The organism is Actinomyces bowdenii, from assembly GCF_017592395.1.
GTDB classification, from domain to species: domain Bacteria; phylum Actinomycetota; class Actinomycetes; order Actinomycetales; family Actinomycetaceae; genus Actinomyces; species Actinomyces bowdenii.
Genome location: NZ_JAGFOU010000005.1, coordinates 86,473 through 107,534, shown reverse-complemented (window position 1 = coordinate 107,534; position 21,062 = coordinate 86,473). Strand labels below are relative to the sequence as shown.

21 protein-coding genes and 2 tRNA genes are annotated in these 21,062 nt (G+C 69.7%); 9 read left to right on the top strand and 14 right to left on the bottom strand.

The features are described 5' to 3' along the window. Positions 1–138 precede the first annotated feature (138 nt). Entirely contained in the window at positions 139–660 is a 522-nt protein-coding gene (locus J5X07_RS03585; RefSeq protein ID WP_124933134.1) for a peptidylprolyl isomerase, read from the bottom strand. Positions 661–825: 165 nt separating this feature from the next. Here J5X07_RS03585 and J5X07_RS03580 point away from each other — a divergent pair, with 165 nt between their 5' ends. The 3 genes from J5X07_RS03580 (at position 826) to J5X07_RS03570 (ending at position 3,353) form a co-directional block, all read left to right on the top strand. Next, on the top strand, positions 826–1,368 hold the full coding sequence (locus J5X07_RS03580) for a hypothetical protein (protein WP_124933135.1): 543 nt from the start codon (positions 826–828) through the stop codon (positions 1,366–1,368). Positions 1,369–1,497: 129 nt separating this feature from the next. Beyond that, positions 1,498–2,352, top strand: coding sequence for an aldo/keto reductase (locus J5X07_RS03575; RefSeq protein ID WP_208478703.1), 855 nt, complete (start codon positions 1,498–1,500; stop codon positions 2,350–2,352). A gap of 98 nt (positions 2,353–2,450) precedes the next feature. Beyond that, a complete protein-coding gene (locus J5X07_RS03570; protein ID WP_279596038.1) occupies positions 2,451–3,353 on the top strand; it encodes a VOC family protein in 903 nt (300 codons plus the stop codon). Positions 3,354–3,407: 54 nt separating this feature from the next. Here J5X07_RS03570 and J5X07_RS03565 read toward each other — a convergent pair whose 3' ends face one another. Together J5X07_RS03565 and J5X07_RS03560 are read right to left on the bottom strand one after the other, a co-directional pair. Next, positions 3,408–4,166 carry a Rossmann-like domain-containing protein gene (locus tag J5X07_RS03565; RefSeq protein WP_208478701.1) on the bottom strand — a complete coding sequence of 253 codons (759 nt, stop codon included), beginning with the start codon at positions 4,164–4,166 and terminating at the stop codon, positions 3,408–3,410. Between the two features lie 92 nt (positions 4,167–4,258). Beyond that, entirely contained in the window at positions 4,259–4,705 is a 447-nt protein-coding gene (locus J5X07_RS03560) for a hypothetical protein (RefSeq protein ID WP_208478700.1), read from the bottom strand. 223 nt (positions 4,706–4,928) lie between these two features. On the opposite strand from J5X07_RS03560, the gene J5X07_RS12835 reads away from it, so the two are divergent. After that, entirely contained in the window at positions 4,929–5,309 is a 381-nt protein-coding gene (locus tag J5X07_RS12835) for an ArsR/SmtB family transcription factor (protein ID WP_341769393.1), read from the top strand. Then, entirely contained in the window at positions 5,302–6,168 is an 867-nt protein-coding gene (locus J5X07_RS03550; protein WP_208478698.1) for an SRPBCC domain-containing protein, read from the top strand. Before J5X07_RS12835 ends, J5X07_RS03550 begins: the two co-directional genes overlap by 8 nt. Positions 6,169–6,316: 148 nt before the next feature. Here the strand turns inward: J5X07_RS03550 and J5X07_RS03545 are convergent, their stop codons facing one another. From J5X07_RS03545 to dnaA, 11 genes are all read right to left on the bottom strand, one after another. Further along, complete coding sequence (locus tag J5X07_RS03545; RefSeq protein ID WP_208478697.1) at positions 6,317–6,496, bottom strand: hypothetical protein; 180 nt, start codon at positions 6,494–6,496, stop codon at positions 6,317–6,319. A gap of 628 nt (positions 6,497–7,124) precedes the next feature. After that, positions 7,125–7,200 (bottom strand) — tRNA-Ala (locus J5X07_RS03540). Between the two features lie 27 nt (positions 7,201–7,227). After that, positions 7,228–7,362, bottom strand: a complete 135-nt coding sequence (locus J5X07_RS12830; RefSeq protein ID WP_243896402.1) for a DLW-39 family protein — start codon at positions 7,360–7,362, stop codon at positions 7,228–7,230. A 29-nt stretch (positions 7,363–7,391) separates the two neighbouring features. Beyond that, a tRNA-Ile gene (locus J5X07_RS03535) sits at positions 7,392–7,465 on the bottom strand. A gap of 48 nt (positions 7,466–7,513) precedes the next feature. Next, on the bottom strand, positions 7,514–8,008 hold the full coding sequence (locus J5X07_RS03530) for a DUF3566 domain-containing protein (protein WP_124933143.1): 495 nt from the start codon (positions 8,006–8,008) through the stop codon (positions 7,514–7,516). Continuing rightward, entirely contained in the window at positions 8,005–10,659 is a 2,655-nt protein-coding gene (gyrA, locus tag J5X07_RS03525; protein WP_208478696.1) for a DNA gyrase subunit A, read from the bottom strand. Before gyrA ends, J5X07_RS03530 begins: the two co-directional genes overlap by 4 nt. 53 nt (positions 10,660–10,712) lie before the next feature. Then, positions 10,713–12,743 (bottom strand): DNA topoisomerase (ATP-hydrolyzing) subunit B, encoded by a 2,031-nt coding sequence (gene gyrB, locus J5X07_RS03520; protein ID WP_208478695.1) that lies wholly within the window; start codon positions 12,741–12,743, stop codon positions 10,713–10,715. A 368-nt stretch (positions 12,744–13,111) separates the two neighbouring features. Next, on the bottom strand, positions 13,112–13,813 hold the full coding sequence (locus J5X07_RS03515) for a DciA family protein (protein WP_341769392.1): 702 nt from the start codon (positions 13,811–13,813) through the stop codon (positions 13,112–13,114). Beyond that, positions 13,806–15,032, bottom strand: coding sequence for a DNA replication/repair protein RecF (gene recF, locus J5X07_RS03510; protein ID WP_208478694.1), 1,227 nt, complete (start codon positions 15,030–15,032; stop codon positions 13,806–13,808). The genes J5X07_RS03515 and recF overlap by 8 nt, the downstream gene beginning before the upstream one ends. 30 nt (positions 15,033–15,062) lie before the next feature. After that, positions 15,063–16,190, bottom strand: a complete 1,128-nt coding sequence (gene dnaN / locus J5X07_RS03505) for a DNA polymerase III subunit beta (protein ID WP_124933147.1) — start codon at positions 16,188–16,190, stop codon at positions 15,063–15,065. Between the two features lie 566 nt (positions 16,191–16,756). Beyond that, positions 16,757–18,460 carry a chromosomal replication initiator protein DnaA gene (gene dnaA / locus J5X07_RS03500; RefSeq protein WP_208478693.1) on the bottom strand — a complete coding sequence of 568 codons (1,704 nt, stop codon included), beginning with the start codon at positions 18,458–18,460 and terminating at the stop codon, positions 16,757–16,759. Between the two features lie 527 nt (positions 18,461–18,987). Here dnaA and rpmH point away from each other — a divergent pair. The 4 genes from rpmH to yidC all read left to right on the top strand — a co-directional run bounded on the left by rpmH (position 18,988) and on the right by yidC (position 21,035). Then, complete coding sequence (gene rpmH / locus J5X07_RS03495; protein WP_026426261.1) at positions 18,988–19,125, top strand: 50S ribosomal protein L34; 138 nt, start codon at positions 18,988–18,990, stop codon at positions 19,123–19,125. Position 19,126: 1 nt separating this feature from the next. Beyond that, a complete protein-coding gene (gene rnpA, locus J5X07_RS03490; protein ID WP_124933149.1) occupies positions 19,127–19,495 on the top strand; it encodes a ribonuclease P protein component in 369 nt (122 codons plus the stop codon). 29 nt (positions 19,496–19,524) lie between these two features. Then, complete coding sequence (gene yidD / locus J5X07_RS03485) at positions 19,525–19,782, top strand: membrane protein insertion efficiency factor YidD (protein ID WP_244924973.1); 258 nt, start codon at positions 19,525–19,527, stop codon at positions 19,780–19,782. Between the two features lie 62 nt (positions 19,783–19,844). Beyond that, positions 19,845–21,035: a membrane protein insertase YidC gene (gene yidC / locus J5X07_RS03480; RefSeq protein ID WP_208478692.1), complete on the top strand. Its 1,191-nt coding sequence runs from the start codon at positions 19,845–19,847 to the stop codon at positions 21,033–21,035. The last annotated feature ends 27 nt before the right edge of the window (positions 21,036–21,062 follow it).

The window sequence follows — 21,062 nt, the reverse complement described above, 5'->3', positions numbered from 1 at the left end:
GGTCCGGTGCCCGGCGCCCTCGGAGGGCAGGCGCGGCGCGCGGGGCGTGCCGCATGGGTCCTCAAGCGCGGAGAGGCGACGGCGCCGCCGGGAGCCCGATGGTCCCGGCGGCGCCGCATGGGGCTGCTGGCGGTGGGGTCACTGCGTGACGGTCACTGAGGTGATGACGACGTCCTCCAGGGGGCGGTCGCGCTGATCGGTGGAGACCGCGGCAATGGCGTCCACGACCTGCCGGGAGGCCTCGTCGGTGACGGCCCCGAAGATCGTGTGCTTGCCCTGGAGCCACTCGGTGGGGCCGGTGGTGATGAAGAACTGGGAGCCGTTGGTGCCCTTGCCCAGGCGGCGACCGGCGTTGGCCATGGCCAGCACATAGGGGGCGGCGAAGTTCAGCGAGGGGTCGATCTCGTCGTCGAAGACGTAGCCGGGGCCGCCGGTGCCGGTGCCCAGCGGGTCGCCGCCCTGGATCATGAAGCCCTTGATGACCCGGTGGAAGATGACGTTGTCGTAGAGCGGGGCACGGGTCTCCTCGCCGGAACGCGGATCAGTCCACGCCTTCTCGCCGGTCGCCAGGCCCACGAAGTTGGAGACCGTCTCAGGGGCCTGCTCGGGGTAGAGCTCTAACCGGATGTCGCCGAGGCTGGTGTGAAGTGTCGCTTCCATAGGTGCCATGGTCGCATGCCTCGGGGCTCCGGGGCGGAGCCGGGCACCGTGTGCATCCCTGTTCACCCCAGGCAAAACGGCGCCCCCTCCGACTATGCGCCGCGCTCCGGGAGTGCGACGATAGGCGCCGAGACAACCTCGTCCGTCCAGACCAGGGAGAGACCCATGACGTGCTGCAAGACCCTTGACAAGACCGATCAGTTGCGCCATGGGGCCGCTTCCCTCGCTGAGACCGTCGCCGACCGGGCCGAGCGCGCCGCGGTGTGGCTGACCCCGCACGTGACCCGGGCCCGCGAGGAGGTCACCCGCGCCGCCAGGGACGCCCAGGTGCGCCTGGAGCCGATGGTCGGGGAGGCCCGCACGCGCGTGGTCGACGACTACCTCCCCCGCGCCCAGCGCGCCGCCATCGCCGCCCAGGCCGCGGCCACGACGGACGGTACCCTGACCGAGCGCGCCCAGCGCGCCGCCATCGCCGCAAAGTCCGCCGCATTGGAGGTTCCCGTGAAGAAGAAGCACCGCGTCCTGAAGACCCTGGGCTGGCTTGCCGTGGCCGGCGTGGCCGCCGGCGCGGCCTATGTCGCCTACCGCCGCAGCCAGCCGGTCGAGGACCCCTGGGCCGAGGAGTACTGGGCCGACTCCACCGAGGAGGCCGAGTACGGCCTGAGCCCGGTCGAGGACCCCGCCCCGGCCCCCGCGCCCGGGGAGTAAGGCCGCGAGGGGCCGCCGGCCCGACGTCCGCCCGGCCCGGACCTCATCACCGATTCGCGACGGCGTCCCGCATCACGGCGGGGCGCCGTCGCCCTGTCCGCGGGCAGGGCGCCTGGGTAGCCTGGGGCCATGAGCGCACTGCCGGCATCCGCTATCGCCCTGACGCACGGCACCTCGCAGTCCGGGGTCACCATTCCCCAGCTGGGGCTGGGCACCTACAAGATCACCGACGACGAGGCCGAGCGCGTCGTCGCCCAGGGCCTGGACCTGGGGTACCGGCATATCGACACCGCCCAGATGTACGGCAATGAGGCCGGGGTGGGCCGGGCCCTGGCCGCCAGCGGCCTGGAGCGCGAGGAGGTCTTCGTGACCTCCAAGCTCAACAACCCCTACCACCGCCGCCAGGACGCGCTGCGCGCCTTCGAGGCGAGCCGGCAGGCCCTGGGCCTGGAGGCGCTCGACCTCTTCCTCGTGCACTGGCCCCTGGCCCAGACCCCGGGGATCGACCTGGTGGAGACCTGGCAGGCCATGATCGAGATCCTGGAGGGCGGAGGGGCCCGGGCCATCGGGGTGTCGAACTTCCAGCCCGCGCACCTGGACCGGATCGTGGAGGCCACCGGGGTTATCCCGGCGGTCAATCAGGTCGAGCTCCACCCCTGGCTCATCCAGCACGGGCTCAGGCAGGTGCATGAGGCGATGGGCGTGGTCACCCAGTCGTGGTCCCCGCTGGGGCGGGGCAGGCTGCTCGACGAGCCGGTGCTGGTGGGCCTGGCCCAGGAGCTGGGGGTCAGCCCGGCGCAGGTGATCATCCGCTGGCATCTCCAGCACGGCCTGGTGGTCATCCCCAAGTCCACGCACGCCGAGCGCCTGGCGGCCAACGCCGATGTCTTCGGCTTCGAGCTCGATGCCTCCCAGATGGTGGCGATCGATGCCCTGGACCGGGGGCTGCGCACCGGCTCCCACCCTGATCAGGTCCAGCTCTGAGCCGGGTCCTCGACGCCCCGGGCCGGCGCCTGCCCGCCCGTTTCCAGCCACAGCATCAGCCACCCAGGGGAGGATGGCGAGTGCTGTAGCATCGAAATATGCAGCTCGTCACACCATATTTCTGCATGCCGGGGACGGCGGACCAGGCCCTCACCTTCTACATCGAGGCCTTCGGCACCATTGGCTCACAGGTGAGTGTCCTCCACCGCTCGAGCCACCCGGCCCAGGTCCCGCCGCAGGCGCCGGCGCAGGTGGCGGCCATGGCGGGCAAGACACTGACCGCGGTGCTGTCCTTCGATGGCATCGAGGTGGGCCTGATCAATGCCGGCCCCGAGCTTCGGCCCACACCGAGCATCAGCCTCATGGTCAATCTCGATCCGGCGGTCATCCAGGACGCGCCCGGGGCCGCGCGGCGCCTCTGGGCCGCGCTCTCGGATGGCGGCGAGGTGCGCATGCCCCTGGGGGCCTACCCCTTCTCCGAGTGCTACGGCTGGCTGGAGGACCGCTACGGCATCAACTGGCAACTGATCCTCACCGATCCGCGGGGCGAGCCGCGGCCCTTCATCCTGCCCAGCCTGCTCTTCGGCCCCGGCTCGCGGGGAGCGCGCGAGGCGGTGGACTACTACCTCGGCGTCTTCCCGGGCTCTGAGCTGGGCAGGCGCGAGTCCTACCCCGACGACGAGGCCCTTGTCCTGTTCTCCGACGCCCAGTTGGGAGGGCAGTGGATGACGGCGATGGACTCCAGTGCCCCGATGCCCTTCGACTTCACTGCCGGCAGCTCCCTGATGATCCGCGCCGAGACGCAGGGGGAGATCGACTACTACTGGGAGAGGCTCTCGGCGGTGCCCGAGGCGGAGCGCTGCGGCTGGTGCCAGGACCGCTTCGGGGTGAGCTGGCAGGTGCTGCCCTCGCCTGCCGAGCTGTCCATGCTCAGCCCCCGGCAGTACGCGGCGCTCATGGGCATGACCAGGATCGACCTGGCGGCCCTGCGCGCGCAGTAGCCTCGCGGTGGTCCCGGATGCCGCGGGCTGATCGCCTGCCGCCCACAGCGCTTCTCAGCCCCGGTGCTGGTGGACGCGGTAGCCCGGGCCGATGTCGCCGGCGGCCACCAGCCGGTTGAAGGCCTCCGGCTCCACGGGGGCGGGCTCCGCGATGAATCCGGTGATGGTGTCCACCCCGGCGTCCAGGAGCAGGGGGTGCAGCGGCGTGGAGGGGCCCACGAGCACCGTGTGCGCCGACCCGGCCAGGGCGATGAGTCGCGGCGCGGTCTTGTTGACGAAGCTGGAGGAGGAGATGAAGACGATGTCGCACTCGGGGAGCAGGTACTCGCAGGCGGTGTCCGGGTAGTCGCCGGGGTGGAGGATGCGCTCCAGGCAGATGTACTCGCCGGCTCCCGCCAGGGCCTTCTCGGCGAAGGGGAAGTGGCCGACGACGGCGACCCGCTTGCCGATGATCTCCTCGCGGTAGGGGTCGAAGACCTGGGCCCAGGTCAGGCCCTCACCGGTGGGGACGAAGCCATTGCCGGAGGCTGTGGCCGGTGCGGAGTACCAGGAGTTGATGGCGGCCTGCCCGATGCTGGCCTCGGCGAGGTTCCAGGACTTCACCAGGGCGGCGACGTCGCGCAGGGGGCGGCCCTCCAGGGGCGGGGCGGCGATGGCGGGACGACTGCGGACATCCATGGTCCACGCCGAGCCCACGGAGCCGGCGGAGTTAAGCACCCGGGTCCAGCGCTGCCCCTGACCCACCGCGGTGACGGCGATGCCGTCGGGCAGGGCCTCGATGAGGGCGTCGTAGATCTCCCAACTGTTGGTCATGGCGTCATCTCCTGCTGCTCATACAACTGAGGTCAACCTTATCCACTGGCGCCCCTCAGTGCACCGCCTGGACTGCGCCCCTCAGACCGGGCCTATCGGGCCAGGCCCTGGAGGACCTGGAAGGCGACGGCCACGACCAGCGCGTAGATGTCGGCGAAGCTGACTTGCATGAGCAGCCAGGACAGCAGCACGCCCAGGGCTACCTGCCCCAGGATGGCCGAGGTGCTCAGATCCCGGCTGGGCTCCTGCTGCAGGGCCAGGGCCGAGACCGCGAGCTGGATGCCGACCAGGCCCACCAGCAGCGGTGGCACCCATCCGTAGGCGCTGATCCAACGCAGGTCGCTCCCCGTGGCCGGCGCCAGCGGGATGAGTGACAGGCCGATGAAGATGACAGCGGTGACCTGCCAGAGCACAAGGATGGTGAGCGCGGGGCTGATGAGCAGCCAGGCACTGAGAACCATGAGGATGAGGCTGGCCAGCGTCCCGGCTATCGCCACGCGCTCGTCCCCACGGTGCTTCCTCGATAGTGGTCGATTCATGCAGTACTCCCGGGGTCACAGGAAGGAGGAGGTCGGGCAGGGGCATGCCGCGATCCGGTTGCGATCCAGTGAGGCGATCCCGCCGGCCGCCTATCCGAGTCTAGTCACCCGAGGGCCGGGGTTGTCCGGGCCGGCCGTGCCCACAATCCACTTATTCCTATATGTACAAGCATCTACTTGTGTTAAGGTGTGGCAGTCGCTTCAACCGGGGGGAGGGCTGCTTGTGAGCGCTGAGGCCGCGAAGGACCTTGATCTCGCACTGAGGGCGCTGGCCGATGGGAATCGGCGCGCGATCCTGCGGGTCATCCGCTCCTGTCCGCAGGCGGTGGGCTCGATCGCCGAGGAGCTCGGCCTGTCGCAGCAGACGACCTCCCACCATCTCCGGGTGCTGCGCAGGGCCGGGCTCGCGGTGGAGAGCAGGCAGGGCACGCGCCACCTGTTCGCCGTCAGGACCGATGGCCTGGCGGCGGTGCGCTCCTACCTCGATGACTTCTGGCCGAGCCGGCTGGCCGATCTCAAGGCCGCGGTGGAGTCGGGAGCGGCGGAAGCCGGACCCGGAGCCAGACCGGGAGTCGCATCGGGGGAGGTGGTCGGCCGTGGCTGAGTTCCGCGACTCCATCGAGATCGGAGCCCCGCCCGAAGCGGTCTTCGAGTACCTGACCACCGATGGGGGCATGACGGCCTGGATGGGCCAGCACGCCGATCTCGATCCGGTGCCCGGAGGCAGGTTCAGCGTCAATATCGCGGGGCACCCCGTTCGGGGCGAGTACCTGCGCGTCGAGCGCCCGCACCTGGTGGTGGTCTCCTGGGGGTTCGCCGGCAGTGAGGTGCTGGCCCCGGGGGCCTCGCGGGTCGAGTTCCGTCTCACCGCGATCGACGGCGGCACAAGGGTGGATCTTCGCCACTGGGACCTGCCCGAGACGCAGGTGCCCGGGCACGCCGACGGGTGGGCGAACTTCCTGCCGCGCCTGGCGATCGCCGGGGCGGGAGGCGATGCGGGGCCGGAGAGCTGGCAGCCGCTCCCGGACCGGGATGAGCGCGCCACCGCCCACCCCTACCGCAACAAGCAGAAACGAGCAGAGGAGGGGCACATGTCCCACAGCCCTGAGACCAGCAACGCCTACGGGGTCGTGCGCAGGTACCACCGCGCCTGGACGAGCGGGGACATCGAGGGCGCGATGAGCTGCGTGGCTGACACCATCACCTGCCGCGCCCCGGGCATCGACCTTGAGGGCAAGGAGGCCTACCGGGCGTTCATCGGCGGTTTCGCCCCCAGCCTCACCGGTATCAGCGAGATCGCCGAGTTCTCCGATGGGCAGCGCGTCGCTCTGTTCTACTACCCGCAGACGGCCACCACCTCCACGGCTCCAGCCGCCGAGCTCTTCACCGTCAGCAGTGGCCTGATCACGCAGAGCGTGCTGATCTTCGACCGGCTCTCCTACGCCCCGCCCGAGCCGGCCTGAGGCCCGGGCGGCATGATCGCCCATCCCGCGGTCGCCAGGCGACCATCCCTGCCAGGACCCTGGCACTGCACTCGCTGGAGGTCCTGCAAGAGCGGAGCCGCACGCAATGCGCGGTAGCGGGCTATGACCGCGCCTTCGGACGGTTGCCTCAGCGTCGTCGGACGGCGATTCCCACCGCGATGAGGCTGACCGCGAAACTGATGCCCCACAGGCCCCAGGTGATGGCGTGGGCGGCTGTGCCCGCCACTGATGTGCTGGTGAGCCACAGGATGCCGCCAATGAAGGTGATGATGGCCAGAACGGTCACCGAGAAGGCGATGCGATTCATCCGAGTTTTCCTTTACGGGGGAAATTCTAGCACCGGGGGTTCGGGGCACGCCATCTACCTCTACCTCCAACCCTTATCTCTGCTCAGTCCTTGCAGTGCCATGTCCTGCCTATGTGGAAGCCGAGGGACTGGCAGGGATCCAAGGACCGGGAGCAGGGCCCCATAGGGGGTGTCTCCGCCGGTCGTCGCCGACCCGCGCTGAGCGTGGACGCGGTCACCGTGTGGCCCCTCGAGGAATCTCCTACAACCCACTGGAGCGGACATCGCACGATGATCACTCCTCATACTGCCAGTCATACTGCCAGGCCCTGCTGCCCGATGCGGTGTGCGCGCTGAATGGGATAGGGCCAGCGCAGATCGCCTCGCGCAACAAGGCCACGGCCTGGACGCCCGCTCCGCACCGGCCCAGTGCGCTGGGTGACCCGATTGCTGCTGGGTCACTCGTACTGCGCTGGCCCGGATGGCACTATTCGGGCCAGCATGATACGAGTGACCCAGCGAAACGCGGGCGGTCCAGCGAAAACCAAGGGATTCTGCCTCTGTGAATCATCCTGGCTGCCACTATTACCGGGAGAATACTCCGGGGAGTGCGGAGATGCCTGGAATCACCGTCATTACGGCGCCTTCGTGGTGGAGCCAACGGGACTCGAACCCGTAACCCCCTGCTTGCAAAGCAGGTGCGCTACCAATTGCGCCATGGCCCCGAGGGGTTCCCCGGAGGGAGCCGGGCCTCAGTCCACCGGATCAGTGACCTCCGCCCAGGCCGCCCGCTCCATGCGGGCCGCCTCGAACCTCAGCCAGGCGGTGTAACCGGCCGCGGCCAGGAATGAGAAAACCGCGGCTGTCACGACCGTCCGGTTCCGCATGAAACCTCCTACCGTGTCACCGCGGGCAGTGGGCCTAGCTGGACTCGAACCAGCGACCTCATCCTTATCAGGGATGCGCTCTAACCAACTGAGCTATAGGCCCTTGCGACCAGGAGAGAGTATCCCATGCCCTCCCCGGAGGCCAAATCCGCTACTCGTCCGCCAGCGTGAGATGAATCCCACCGACGAGCGTGGCGGTGATGTTGTAGAGGAAGGCGCCGATCGTCGTCAGGGCCGTCATGAGGACGATGTTGACCACCGCGATGATCGTCGCCATCGCCATGGCCTGCGGCAGCGCGAGGTAGGCCACCAGCGCCTTGAAGGCGTTGGACTCCTCACCGGCGACCTTGCCCACCAGGCCCTCGATGTTGGAGAACACGTGCATGGCGTCGAGCATGAACCACACGAAGGCGGTGGCCACGATCATCATGATCCCCGCGGCGAAGCTGAGCAGGAAGGCGGCCTTCATCACCGACCAGGGGTCCACCCGGGTCAGCGCCAGGCGCACCCGCCGGGGGCCGGCGATGGTCTTCTTGGACTTCTTGACCGGGGCGGGCCCGGAGCCGACCGCGTCCGCGATGGACTCGGAGGACCCGGACTGCTGGGACTGCTCGCCGCTGGGCGGGATGGACAACGGTTGGCTCATGCCTCGACCTCACTCTCCTCGGCGACCAACGCTACCGCACTCTCCTGCGAGGCGTCAGAGGCGCCGGCCTCCTGCTGCTCCGGCGCCGGCCCCTGCGGCGCACCCCCAACCGGCCCCGCCTCCTGAGCGCCGTCCTCCAGCTCCCGCTCGGCATTGCGGGCCACCGCGATGATGTGATCGCCCTCATCAGGCTTGGCGAAGGTCACTCCCTGCGTGGCCCGTCCGGTGCGCGAGACCTCGGCAACGGCCGAGCGCACCACCTTGCCCGAGGCCATGATGCACAGCACCTCGTCCTTGCCCGTGACCATGAGGGCGCCCACGAGATCACCGCGGGACTCCACCAGATTGGCCACCTTGACCCCCAGCCCGCCACGGCCCTTGACGGGGTAGTCGACCACATTCGTGCGCTTGGCGTAGCCGCCCTCGGTGACCACGAACAGGTCGGCCTCCTGCCAGGTGGGGTCGACGACGTCCATGGCCAGCAGCGAGTCCCCCTCCCGGAAGCGCATGCCGGTGACACCGCTGGTGGCGCGCCCGGTGGAGCGCAGGGTCTCATCATCGGCATGGAAGCGCAGGGACTGGCCGTGACGCGAGACCAGGAGCAGGTCCTGCCCCTCGCTCAGCAGCGCGGCCGAGACGAGCTCATCGGGATTGCCCTGCGCGTCCTGGCGCAGGTTGATGGCGATGACCCCGCCGGAGCGGTTGGAGTTGTAGTCGCTCAGGCGGGTCTTCTTCACCAGTCCGCGCCGCGTGGCCAGCACCAGGTAGTCGGCCTGGTCGTAGTCCTGGAGCTCCATCACCTGGGCGATCTGCTCGCCGGGCTGGAAGGCCAGGAGGTTGGCCACGTGCTGGCCCTTGGAGTCCCGGCCGCCCTCGGGCAGCTCATAGGCCTTGGCCCGGTAGACGCGGCCCAGGTTGGTGAAGAACAGAAGCCAGCGGTGGGTGGTGGTGACGAAGAAGTGGTCGACGACGTCGTCCTCGCGCAGGGCCGCGCCACGGATGCCCTTGCCGCCCCGGTGCTGGGAGCGGTAGGAGTCGGTGCGGGTGCGCTTGGCGTAGCCCGAGCGGGTGATGGTCACCACCACGTCCTCCTCGGGGATGAGGTCCTCCATGCTCATCTCGCCGTCGAAGGGAACGATCCGGGTGCGGCGCTCATCGCCGAACTTCTCCACGATCTCCGCCAGCTCGGTCGAGACGATGCCGCGCTGGCGCTCGGGGCTGGCGATGATGTCGCGCAGGTCGGCCACGCGCTCGCGCAGCTCCTCGGACTCCTGCTGGATCTTCAGCCTCTCCAGGGCGGCCAGGCGCCGCAGCTGGAGGGAGAGGATGGCCTCGGCCTGGGCCTCATCAACATCCAGCAGTCCCATGAGGCCGCTGCGGGCCTCCTCGGTGGTGGGGGACCTGCGGATGAGGGCGATGACGGCGTCCAGGGCGTCGATGGCCTTGAGCAGGCCCTCGAGGATGTGGAGGCGCTCCTCGGCCTTGCGCAGGCGGAAGCGGGAGCGGCGCACGATGACGTCGATCTGGTGGGACACCCAGTGGCGCACGAAGCCGTCCAGGCTCAGAGTGCGCGGCACGCCGTCGACCAGCGCCAGCATGTTGGCGGGGAAGTTGTCCTGCAGCTGGGTGCGCTTGTAGAGGTTGTTGAGCACCACCTTGGCCACGGCGTCGCGCTTGAGGACAATGACCAGCCTCTGGCCGGTGCGCCCGGAGGTCTCATCGCGGATATCGGCGATGCCGGTGACCTGCCCGTCGCGCACGAGCTGGGCGATCTTGTCGGCCAGGTTGTCGGGATTGACCTGATAGGGCAGCTCGGTGACCACCAGGCACTGGCGCCCCTGGATCTCCTCGACATTGACCACGGCCCGCTGGGTGATCGATCCGCGTCCGGTGCGGTAGGCGTCCTCGATGCCGCGCCTGCCCAGGATGGTGGCGCCCGTGGGGAAGTCCGGCCCGGGGATGCGCTCGATGAGGGCCTCGAGGAGCTCCTCGCGGGAGGCCCCGGGGTGCTCCAGGTACCACTGGACGCCGCTGGCGACCTCGCGCAGGTTGTGCGGCGGGATGCGGGTGGCCATGCCCACCGCGATGCCCTCCGAGCCGTTGACCAGGAGGTTGGGGAAGCGGGCCGGCAGGATGACCGGCTCCTGGTTCTTCCCGTCGTAGTTGTCCTGGAAGTCGACGCTGTCCTCGTCGATATCGCGGACCATCTCCATGGCCAGGGGGGCCATCTTGCACTCGGTGTACCGCGGGGCCGCGGGGCCCAGGTTGCCGGGGGTGCCGAAGTTCCCCTGCCCGGCCACCAGCGGGTAGCGCAGGGACCACCACTGGACCAGTCGGGCCAGGGCGTCGTAGATGGCGCCATCGCCGTGGGGGTGGTAGTTGCCCATGACGTCCCCGACGATGCGCGAGGACTTGGAGAAGGAGGCGGTGGGCCGGTAGCCGCCGTCGTACATGGCGTACAGGACGCGGCGGTGGACCGGCTTGAGGCCATCGCGCACGTCGGGCAGGGCGCGCCCGACGATGACGCTCATGGCGTAGTCGAGGTAGGAGCGCTGCATCTCCATCTGGAGGTCCACCGGCTGGATGCGCTCGGGGGCCACCGCATCGGTGAGTCCCTCGTTGCCGATGATCTGTTCAACGTCGTCGCTCACGGGTTTCCTTCGTGCTCAGGATTGCGCAGGGCTGCTCGGGGTCGCTCAGTCGCTCAGATATCCAGGAAGCGCACGTCGGAGGCGTTGCGCTGGATGAAGGAGCGGCGCTGCTCGACGTCGTCGCCCATGAGGATCGAGAAGGTCTCATCGGCATCGGCGGCCTCGTCGAGGGTGACCTGCTTGAGGATGCGGGTGGTGGGGTCCATGGTGGTCTCCCACAGCTCGTGGTCATTCATCTCGCCCAGGCCCTTGTAGCGCTGGATCCCGCCGTCCTTGGGCAGGCGGCGCCCGGCATCGGCCCCGGCCCTGAGCAGCTTGTCCCGCTCGGCGTCGGAGTAGGCGAACTCGTGCTCGCTGTTGGACCACTTGAGGCGGTACAGCGGGGGCATGGCGATGTAGATGTGCCCGTTCTCCACCAGGGGGCGCATGTAGCGGAACAGGAGGGTCAGCAGGAGGGTGGCGATGTGCTGGCCGTCGACGTCGGCGTCGGCCATGATGACGATCTTGCCGTAGCGCAGCTTGGACAGGTCGAAATCCTCGCCGATGCCGGTGCCGAAGGCGGTGATGAGGGAGCGGATGGTCTCCGAGGACAGCGCCCGGTCCAGGCGGGCCTTCTCCACGTTGAGGATCTTGCCGCGGATCGGCATGATCGCCTGGTGCTCGGGGTCGCGCCCGCCCACGGCCGAGCCGCCGGCGGAGTCGCCCTCGACGATGAAGATCTCGCAGTCCTCGGCCACGCGCGAGGAGCAGTCGCGCAGCTTGCCGGGCATGGAGGCCGACTCCAGGACGCCCTTGCGGCGGGTGGCCTCGCGGGCCTTGCGGGCGGCCAGGCGGGCCGCGGCGGCCTGGGTGGCCTTGTTGATGACCGCCTTGGCGTCCGCGGGGTGGGAGTCCAGCCAGTCGCCCAGCTGGGAGTAGACGGTCTGCTGGACGAAGGTGCGCGCCTCGGTGTTGCCGAGCTTGGTCTTGGTCTGGCCCTCGAACTGCGGTTCGGAGAGCTTGACGGAGATGACGGCGGTCAGGCCCTCGCGGATGTCGTCGCCGGTGAGGTTGTCGTCCCTGTCCTTGAGCAGGCCCTTGTCGCGGGCGTACTTGTTGACCAGGGTGGTCAGGGCCGTGCGGAAGCCCTCCTCGTGGGTGCCGCCCTCGGTGGTGTTGATGGTGTTGGCGTAGGTGTGGACCGACTCGGAGTAGGCGCTGGTCCACTGCATGGCGATCTCCAGGCTGATGCCATGGGTCCCGTCCAGGGCCTGCTCGGCCTCGAAGTCGATGATCTCGGGGTGGATGAGCTCGCTCTTCTTGGACTTGTTGAGGAACTCCACGTAGTCGCGCAGGCCGTGCTCGTAGCAGTAGCTGACCTGGCGGTGGCCCATCACCGGGTCGTCCGCCGGCCCGGCCTCGTCCCCGGTGATCTCATCGCCGGCATCCTGCACCCCGGCGCGCTCATCGGTCAGGGTGATGCGCAGGCCCTTGTTGAGAAAGGCCATCTGCTGGAAGCGACGGCGCAGGGTCTCGTAGTCGAAGTCGACCGTCTCGAAGATCGAGGGGTCGGGGTAGAAGGTCTGGGTGGTGCCGGTCTGCTCGGTCCGCTCGCCCTTGACCAGCTCGGTGACCGGCTTACCGCCATCGGCGAAGGACATGCGCCAGACGTGGCCCTGGCGCCGCACCTCGGTGTCCACCCGGGTGGACAGGGCGTTGACCACGGAGATGCCCACGCCGTGCAGGCCCCCGGAGACGGCGTATCCGCCGCCGCCGAACTTGCCCCCGGCGTGCAGGATCGTCATGACGACCTCGACGGTGGGGCGCCTCTCGGTGGGGTGCTCATCGACGGGGATGCCCCGGCCGTTGTCCACCACGCGCACGCCTCCGTCGTCCAGGAGGGTGACCATGATGTGGTCGCAGTAGCCGGCCAGGGCCTCGTCCACCGAGTTGTCCACCACCTCGTAGACGAGGTGGTGGAGCCCGCGCTCACCGGTGGAGCCGATGTACATGCCGGGGCGCTTGCGCACCGCCTCAAGCCCTTCCAGGACGGTGATGTCCGAGGCTCCATAGTCGTTGGCCGCGATGGCGTCCTGGTCAGACACGTGTCAGTTGCTCCTCATTCGTGTGCGTCATGGCCCCTCGAAGGCCCTCAGCCGGGCCCGTGTGGTCCGATGTCCCCGCAGGACTTCCTCTCGCGCCGGTCCTGGGAGGGATTTCGCTCTCGTGTAGGTGGGTACAGTCGGACGGTCCTGAGCGCGCCATGGGCGGTTTCAACGCATTCTAGCCTAGTCGGGCCCCGCAGCCGCCCGATGAGGCCCCCGAGGGGACGTGCCCGTCATCACCTCGGTCACACCCCTGTCACAATTATCCCGGGTTAATCCCAAGCCCGGTCCCGGACAGGTGGCCGGCAGGCCCGGCGATGCTCGCCGGCAGGCCCGCCCGAGCACGGGGATGAGCCCATCGGGGAGTCTCACCCATAGGTGTCCCTCGGCCCGCGTGCGCCTCGAAGACCCACCCCGCGGCGCTTCCACGAGGGCTCGGCAGGACCCAGGATGCGCATCTCGATCGGACGGCTGCCCGGGTCCCCGGCGACCCGGGGAGCACCGGGGGCGCCGCGCATGGCCTGGGCCACCGTGGCCTCCAGGGAGGGCTGGATGAGGCGCAGCTGCTGGGCCCAGCTGGAGGAGGAGGCGCGCAGGGTGATGCGGCCCGCCTCGAAGGACTCGATGGTGCAGTGCTCGGCGATCTGGGGCCCGACGATCTCCTCCCACCTGGCCACCACCGAGGCGGCGGCCAGCTTGCCGCCCCAGCCCCGGTCCTCCACCATCCGGCCCAGCTCGCGCCGGCCGGTGCGCGGGTCGAAGCGGGTGGGCCCGGGCCGGTCGCGTCCACGGGGCAGGCCCGGACCGCGGTCATGGGGATCCTCCTCATCCCCGCCCAGGGCCCTGGCGCGCTCGCGCCTGAGGTCCCAGGGGGCCGGCGCCCCGGCCCCCTCGCCATCGCCGCGCCGGGAGGGGGCGCGCCCCTGGCCCGACTCCCAGGCGATGCGCTGGGCGCGGACCAGGGCCCGCCCGGCCAGGGCATCGACCTGCTGATCCACCTGCCACTGCTCCCGACGGGCCGCGTCCCCGATGCGCTGGGGATCCCCGGATCCCTGCGGTGCCTCAGACACGGGTCACCTCCCCGCCCTCGACGCGGAATCTCGCCCCGTCGAGCTCCTCGGGCACGTCCTGGTCGACGGCGGCGGTCAGCAGCACCTGCTGGGCGCCACTGACCATGGTGGCCAGGGCACGACGGCGGCGCTGATCCAGGGAGGCGAAGACATCGTCGAGGATGAGCACGGGCTCACCATCACCGCCGTAGGCATCCAGGTCGTGGCGCAGCATGTTGTAGGAGGCCAGCCGCAGGGCCAGGGCCAGGGACCACTGCTCGCCGTGGGAGGCGAAGCCCCGGGCCGGCAGCCCTCCCAGGAACAGGGCGAGGTCATCGCGGTGCGCGCCCACCAGGTTGGCTCCGCGATCGACCTCCCGGGTGTGGAGCGCGCCCATGGCCGTCTCAAGGCGGGTGGCGGTGGCCGCGGCGTCCGCGAGCTCCTCCTCGCCGCGGTGCCAGGACTGAGCGCCACTCGGATCGGGCTCCGGGGCGCCCTCGTGGATGAGCAGGCTGGAGCGGTAGGCCAGCTGCGCGCCGAGCGCGTCCCCCGAGGCCTGGGAGACCTCCTGGTAGGCGGCCTCGACCCAGGGGCGCAGCCGCGAGAGCACCTCGATGCGCGCGGCGATGAGGCGGGAGGCGGCGGAGGCCAGCTGGGCGTCCCAGACCTCCAGGGTCGAGAGCATGGAGGACATCGACGCCCCCGAGGAGCGCGAGGCGCGCGCGGACTTCAGCAGGCTGGCCCGCTGGGCCAGGATCTTGTCGTGCTCGGCGCGCACCGCCGCCAGGCCGGGGCGCATCATCACCGCCAGGTCGTCCAGGAAGCGGCGGCGCAGGCCGGGCTCCTCACGCACCAGTGCCAGGTCCTCGGGGGCGAAGACGACGGTGCGCAGCACTCCCACGAGATCCCGGGGGCGGCAGGACCCGCGGTTGAGGCGGGCGCGATTGGCCCGGCCCGCGATGATCTCGATCTCGACGACGGTGGGCCGCTGCCCGTGGACGGCCCTGGCACGCAGCACGGCCCCCGCGGGCTGGGACTCGCCGGGCTGGGCGCGGCGCACCAGGGCGGTGTCGGCGCCCACCCGGTGGGAGGACAGGGTGGCCAGGTAGGCGATGGCCTCCACCAGGTTCGTCTTGCCCTGGCCATTGGCCCCGATGAAGGCCGTGGGCCCCGCGTCCAGGGATAGCACGAGCCTGTGGTAGGACCGGAAGTCGTCCAGCGACAGGTCGGAGACGAACACGCAGCGGACCCGGGTCGGCCAGGGCCGTGGTCAGGCCCCGAAGCGGATGGGCATGATGAGGTAGCGGAAGCTCTCATCCTCCTGCCCGCCGATGGACTCCACCCCGGTGAGCACGGCCGGCTTGGAGGCATGGGTGAAGTCGAGCCTGACGTAGGGCTGGGTGAGGGCTCCCAGGCCGTCGAGCAGGTAGGTGGGGTTGAAGGCAGTGGTGATCTCCTCCCCATCGAGGTGGGCGACGAGCTGCTCGGAGGCCTGGGCGTCGTCGCCCTGCCCGGCGTCGAGCTCCAGGCTGCCCTCGGTGAAGCTCATGTGGATGGGGGTCGAGCGGTCCGCCACCAGGCTCACGCGCCGCACCGCGGCGATGAGCTCCTCGCGGCCCACAGTGGCATGGATGGTGGTGGTCTCGGGGAAGAGGCGGCGCACCGGGGGGTAGTCGCCGTCGGTGAGCAGGGAGGTGGTGCGCCGCCCGCCCGCCTCGAAGCCGATGAGGCTGGAGGATGCCGAGGAGTCGGTCAGGGCCAGGGTCACCTCGCCCGAGGAGGTCAGCGATTTGGCCACGTCGGACAGGGTGCGCGCCTTGAGCAGGGCGCTGGTGCTCAGCTCCTGGGCGGGGGACCAGGTCATCTCCCGCAGGGCCAGGCGGTAGCGGTCAGTGGCCATGAGCACCAGGGAGGAGCCCTCGACCTCCATCTGGACACTGGTCAGCAGCGGCAGGGTGTCATCGCGGGAGGCGGCGATGGAGACCTGCGCGACGGCCTGGGCCAGATCGTGGGCGTCGATGGTCCCGGCGATGGGCGGCATCGTGGGCAGGGCGGGATAGTCATCGGCGGCCATGGCCGCCAGGGAGAAGTGGGACGAACCGCAGGTCACGGCCATCTTGGTGCCCTCGAGCCGGAGGTCCACCGGCTTGCTGGGCAGGGCCTTGGCGATGTCGGCCAGCAGGCGTCCGGAGACCAGGACCACACCCTCCTCCTCGACCTCGGCGGCGATCTCGCAGTGGGCCGAGACCTCGTAGTCGAAGGATGACAGGACGAGGGTGGATCCGGCGGCCTCCAGGCGGACACCCGCCAGGACGGGCACCGGTGGGCGGGCGGGCACCGAGCGGGCGGTCCAGGTGACGGCCTCGGCAAGGATGTCGCGATCGACCCTGAGCTTCACGATGAGTGCCTCCGTTGGTGGTGGGTGTGGGCCATGGTCGGGCATGGCCTTCACGGATCTCGCATGCGTGCTGCCCGTGGGAGCGCGCACACGACATCAGGAGTGTAGTCGCAAACCGCACGGCACGGGGAGGCGGGCCGCGGGGGGAGACGGTCGGCCCCGCCCGGACCCCGCCCGGCCACGTCGGCGGTGCTCGTTCGCATTAGGCACTTTGGTCTGTAGGAGTAGTAGCACGTGTGGATCCTGGGGAGAAGCCCGGTTCGCGGCGGTATGGCGCCGAGGCGGCTGTGGAACGACATATGAGTGCTTCGGTTGGTCGCTGGCGCCGTCGGTGGACGGCGCTGAATGGCACCCATGTCATTCCACAGCGGCGCGCCGGTGCCCCACAGGCCGGCCCGGGGATGTCCACCGCCGCTCCCCAGCGCCCTCCACAGTGCTGCCGCAGTGGCGCCGCAGTCCCACCGCAGGTGCTGCCACGGGCCGTCATCCCGGTGGGGCGCGGACCGGGAGCCCATCGGCTCCAGGCGGGGCTGTGCTCACAGCTGCTCACAGCCGCTGACGGCTGCTCAGGGCTGAGGCGCCTGCGCGGCCTGCTTGATGCGGCTGGTCAGCTCGGTGACCTGGTTGAAGGTGGAGCGGCGCTCGGCCATGAGGGTGCGGATCTTCTTGTCCGCGCTCATGACCGTGGTGTGATCGCGGCCCCCGAACTCCCGGCCGATCTTGGGCAGGGACAGGTCGGTCAGCTCCCGGCACAGGTACATGGCCACGTGCCGGGCCGAGACGATCGTGCGCGAGCGGTTGGCCGAGCACAGGTCGTCGATGGTGATGCCGAAGTAGTCCGCCGTCTGGGCCATGATGAGGGAGGTGGTGATCTCCTGGCCCTCGGGGTCGGAGATGATGTCCTTGAGGACCATCTCGGCCAGGGTCTGGTCCACCGGCTGCTTGTTGAGCGAGGCGAAGGCCGTCACCCGGATGAGGGCCCCCTCCAGCTCGCGGATGTTCGTGGTCACCCGCGAGGCGATGTACTCCAGGACGTCCAGGGGCAGGTCCAGGCCCTCGGCGGTGCCCTTGCGCGAGAGGATCGCGATGCGGGTCTCCAGGTCCGGGGGCTGGACATCGGCCAGCAGCCCCCACTCGAAGCGCGAGCGCAGGCGCTCGTCCAGGCCTCCCAGGGCCTTGGGCGGCTGGTCGGAGGTCAGGACCACCTGCTTGCCCGAGGAGTGCAGGGAGTTGAAGGTGTGGAAGAACTCCTCCAGTGTGGACTCCTTGCCCTGGAGGAACTGGATGTCGTCGACCAGGAGGATGTCGACCTCGCGGTAGCGGCGCTTGAAGCCCTCCATGCGCCCGTCGTCCTGGTTGCCGTCGCGCACGCAGGCGATGAAGTCGGAGACGAAGACCTCGGAGTTGACGTACTTGACCCGGATCCCGGGGTTGAGGGTCCGGGCGTAGTGGCCGATGGCGTGCAGCAGGTGGGTCTTGCCCAGTCCCGAGCCGCCGTAGATGAACAAGGGGTTGTAGGCGCGGGCCGGGGCCTCGGCCACCGCCAGGGCGGTGGCATGGGCGAAGCGGTTGGATGAGCCGGTGACGTAGGTGTCGAAGGTGTAGCGCGGGTTGAGCTGGGAGGCGCCGTCGACGGCGGTGGGGCTCAGCAGTCCCGAGGCCAGCCCCGACGAGGGCATCGGGGGCGCTCCGGCCGAGGATGAGGAGGCCGCCGAGGGCACGGCAGCGGATGCGGCCGCCGCGGGGTAGTCGCCCACCGTCCCGGGACTGTGCGCGCCCATGGGCCCGGTGCCGGGGTGAGCGCCGGCGAGGGCGCCGGCCAGGGGCTGAGCGGGCGGAGCCGATGCGGCGGAGGGGAAGGAGCTGTAGCCGCCGACTGCCGGGGGTGAGGGGGCGATCCGGTCGGGGGCATGGCCCAGGGCGGGAGGGGCGGGCAGGTTGACCGGCGGGCCGGGCTCGGGGGCCGCTGCTCCGGGGGGCGGGACCGGCTGGAGGCCGGTGGGCCGCGAGGAGGCCTCCGAGGAGGTGTCGATGGTCACCTCGATGGGCATGGGATGGCCCCACACCTGGGCGACGGCGGTGCTGATTGGCCCGCGGGCCTGCTCGACGATGTCCTTGGCGAAGGCGGATCCCACCACGAGGACGAGAGTGCCGTCGACATCGATGAGGTGGGTCATGCGGATCATGGACATCTTGCCCTGCCCCAGCTCCCCGGAGGCTGAGAGGACCTCCAGGGCGGAGAGCCACTGGGTGTTGGCGGCGTCGGGCACGATCGGCTCCTCATGGGCGGTGGATGTGGGCAGATGTGGACAGTACCGTCGGACGGGCACTGGCCGGACCATCCATGATGAGGGCTCTCCACAGACTTGTCCACATCTGGGGACACCTGTGAACCCTTGTCCACAGGGTTGTGGATGCGCTGGACGCGATGAGCGCGCCGAGCGGATCACGTGCTGTGAATGACAAGAATTCAGCAGGTCGGGAGGGCTTCTGCCTCCACAGGTCCACAAGCCTGTGGGCGGGACTTGGCCACAGCGTCGCCAGGCTGTGGAGAGAAACCCCCATGCTCCTCCACCGGATGGGGACAACCCGTGGAGAAGTGGGGAGACGCGCTGCGGGGCGTGGCTGGGGCCTCATCGGGCATCGGTCACATTCGTTTGACCCTGCGGGAAGGCGAAACGTATTGTGGTGCGGACGTTCGCGCGGAGTCAGGCTCCGGTCCATGGGGCAGCCGTGCGAGCGACAGCCCGCGTTCCCCGTGACGCGCTGTTCCGATCACCCAAGCAGGAGTACACCCGTGAGCAAGCGGACCTATCAGCCGAACAACCGTCGTCGTGCCAAGGTGCACGGCTTCCGCAAGCGCATGTCCACCCGTGCCGGCCGGGCCGTTCTCGCCTCGCGCCGCCGCAAGGGCCGCGCCCGTCTCGCCGCCTGAGGTGCTTGACGCGGAGCACCGGCTACTGCGGGGTGAGGACTTCTCCACCGCAGTGCGCACGGGTGCCCGCCGTGGCAGCCGCAGGCTCGTCGTCCACTACTGCGCCGGCGGGTCCGGGGACTCCTCCCCGGCTCTCGTCGGCGTCGTTGTGCCCAAGAAGCAGATCCCCCTGGCCACGCACCGCAACCGGGTCAAGCGCAGGATCCGTGGCGTCATGGCTGCGCGCCTGACCCGGCTCGAGCCCGGATCGCGGGTGGTCATCCGGGGGCTGGCGGGAGCCGACGGCGCCTCGAGCGCCGAGCTCGGGCGGGACGTCGACCTCCTGCTGGAGCGCTGCCGCGAGCTCGCCCGACGGGGTCGCAGGCGATGAGCGGAGGGATCGGTGCTGCCGTGGGCCGGATGATCCTCGTCCCTGTGCGCCTCTACCAGCGCTGGATCTCCCCGGCGCTGCCGCCCTGCTGCCGCTACTACCCGAGCTGCTCGACCTACGCGATCGAGGCCGTGGGCCGGCACGGGCCCCTCAAGGGGGCCATCCTCTCGGCCTGGCGGATCCTGCGCTGCAATCCTCTGAGCCCCGGTGGTGTCGACCATGTTCCCGATCGGGGACGGTGGCGCTACCACTATCCCCACGACGTCGCCCGCTTCACCATCCGGTGAGCGGAGGGCCGGCGCTTGCCGGTCAGCGGGTCGCGGACCCGCACCAGATTCAAGGAGTACAGATGGACAGCTTGCTGTGGCCTCTCAAGGTGATCGTCGCCTGGGTCATGGTCTATATCCACAAGGGGCTCACCCTCCTCGGCCTGCCCGACGGGCCGGGAGTGGCCTGGGTGCTGTCGATCATCGGCCTGACGGTGGTGGTGCGCATCCTCATCATGCCGCTGTTCGTCAGGCAGATCAGGGCCTCGCGCGGCATGCAGCTGATGCAGCCCGAGCTCCAGGCGCTCCAGGCCAAGTACAAGGGCAAGAAGGATCCTGAGTCGCAGAAGCGGCAGCAGGAGGAGATGATGGCCCTGTACCGCAAGCACGGGACCAACCCCCTGTCCTCCTGCCTGCCGATCCTGGTGCAGATGCCGATCTTCTTCGCATTGTTCCGCGTGCTGGCCAGCCTGCAGAATGTGGCGGACGGGACCTACGCCGGCAGCGACTCCATCGGCCCGCTGACGGCTGACCTGGCCAGGGATGTCCAGGCCTCCACCGTCTTCGGCGCGAACCTGTCCTCCTCCTTCATGAACAGCGACAGTCTCCAGGTCAAGATTGTCACGGTCATCATGATCATCATCATGTCGGTGACCCAGTGGTACACCATGGCGCAGCTGAGCATGAAGAACATGCCGGAGTCGACGAAGAACTCCGACAACCCCATGATCCGCTCCCAGCGGATCATGATCACGGTCATGCCGATCGTCTTCGCCGTCACCGGCGTCAACTTCCAGATCGGCGTGCTCGTCTACTGGGTGACCTCCAACCTGTGGACCATGGGCCAGCAGTTCTTCACCATCCGCAACATGCCCGCACCGGGCAGTGAGGCCGAGAAGGTCTACCGCGCCCGCGTCAATGCCAAGCGGGCCCGCAAGGGCCTGCCCTCCCTGGAGGAGGAGGAGAGGGCCCAGGCGGCCGCGAAGGCCGAGGCCGAGGGCCGTACCGGCGGCCAGCGCGTCCAGCCGATCAGCAAGAAGCGGCAGAAGCGCGGCTCCGCCGTCGCCGGGGACGCCCAGCAGCGCGATGGCCTCACAGAGGATGACGGGCACGAGGATGGCGGCGACGCCGGTGAGGAGCAGGCCTCATCCTCGGCCGTCGGCGGGCTGACCGAGGAGGAGATCGCCCGACGCCGTTATGAGAGGCGCGCCCGGGCCCGTCAGCAGGCCGCCGCCAAGCGCAAGCGCCAGGCCAAGAAGAGGCGCCCGCGCTGAGCGCATGACCCGGTTCCAGAGTCTCCA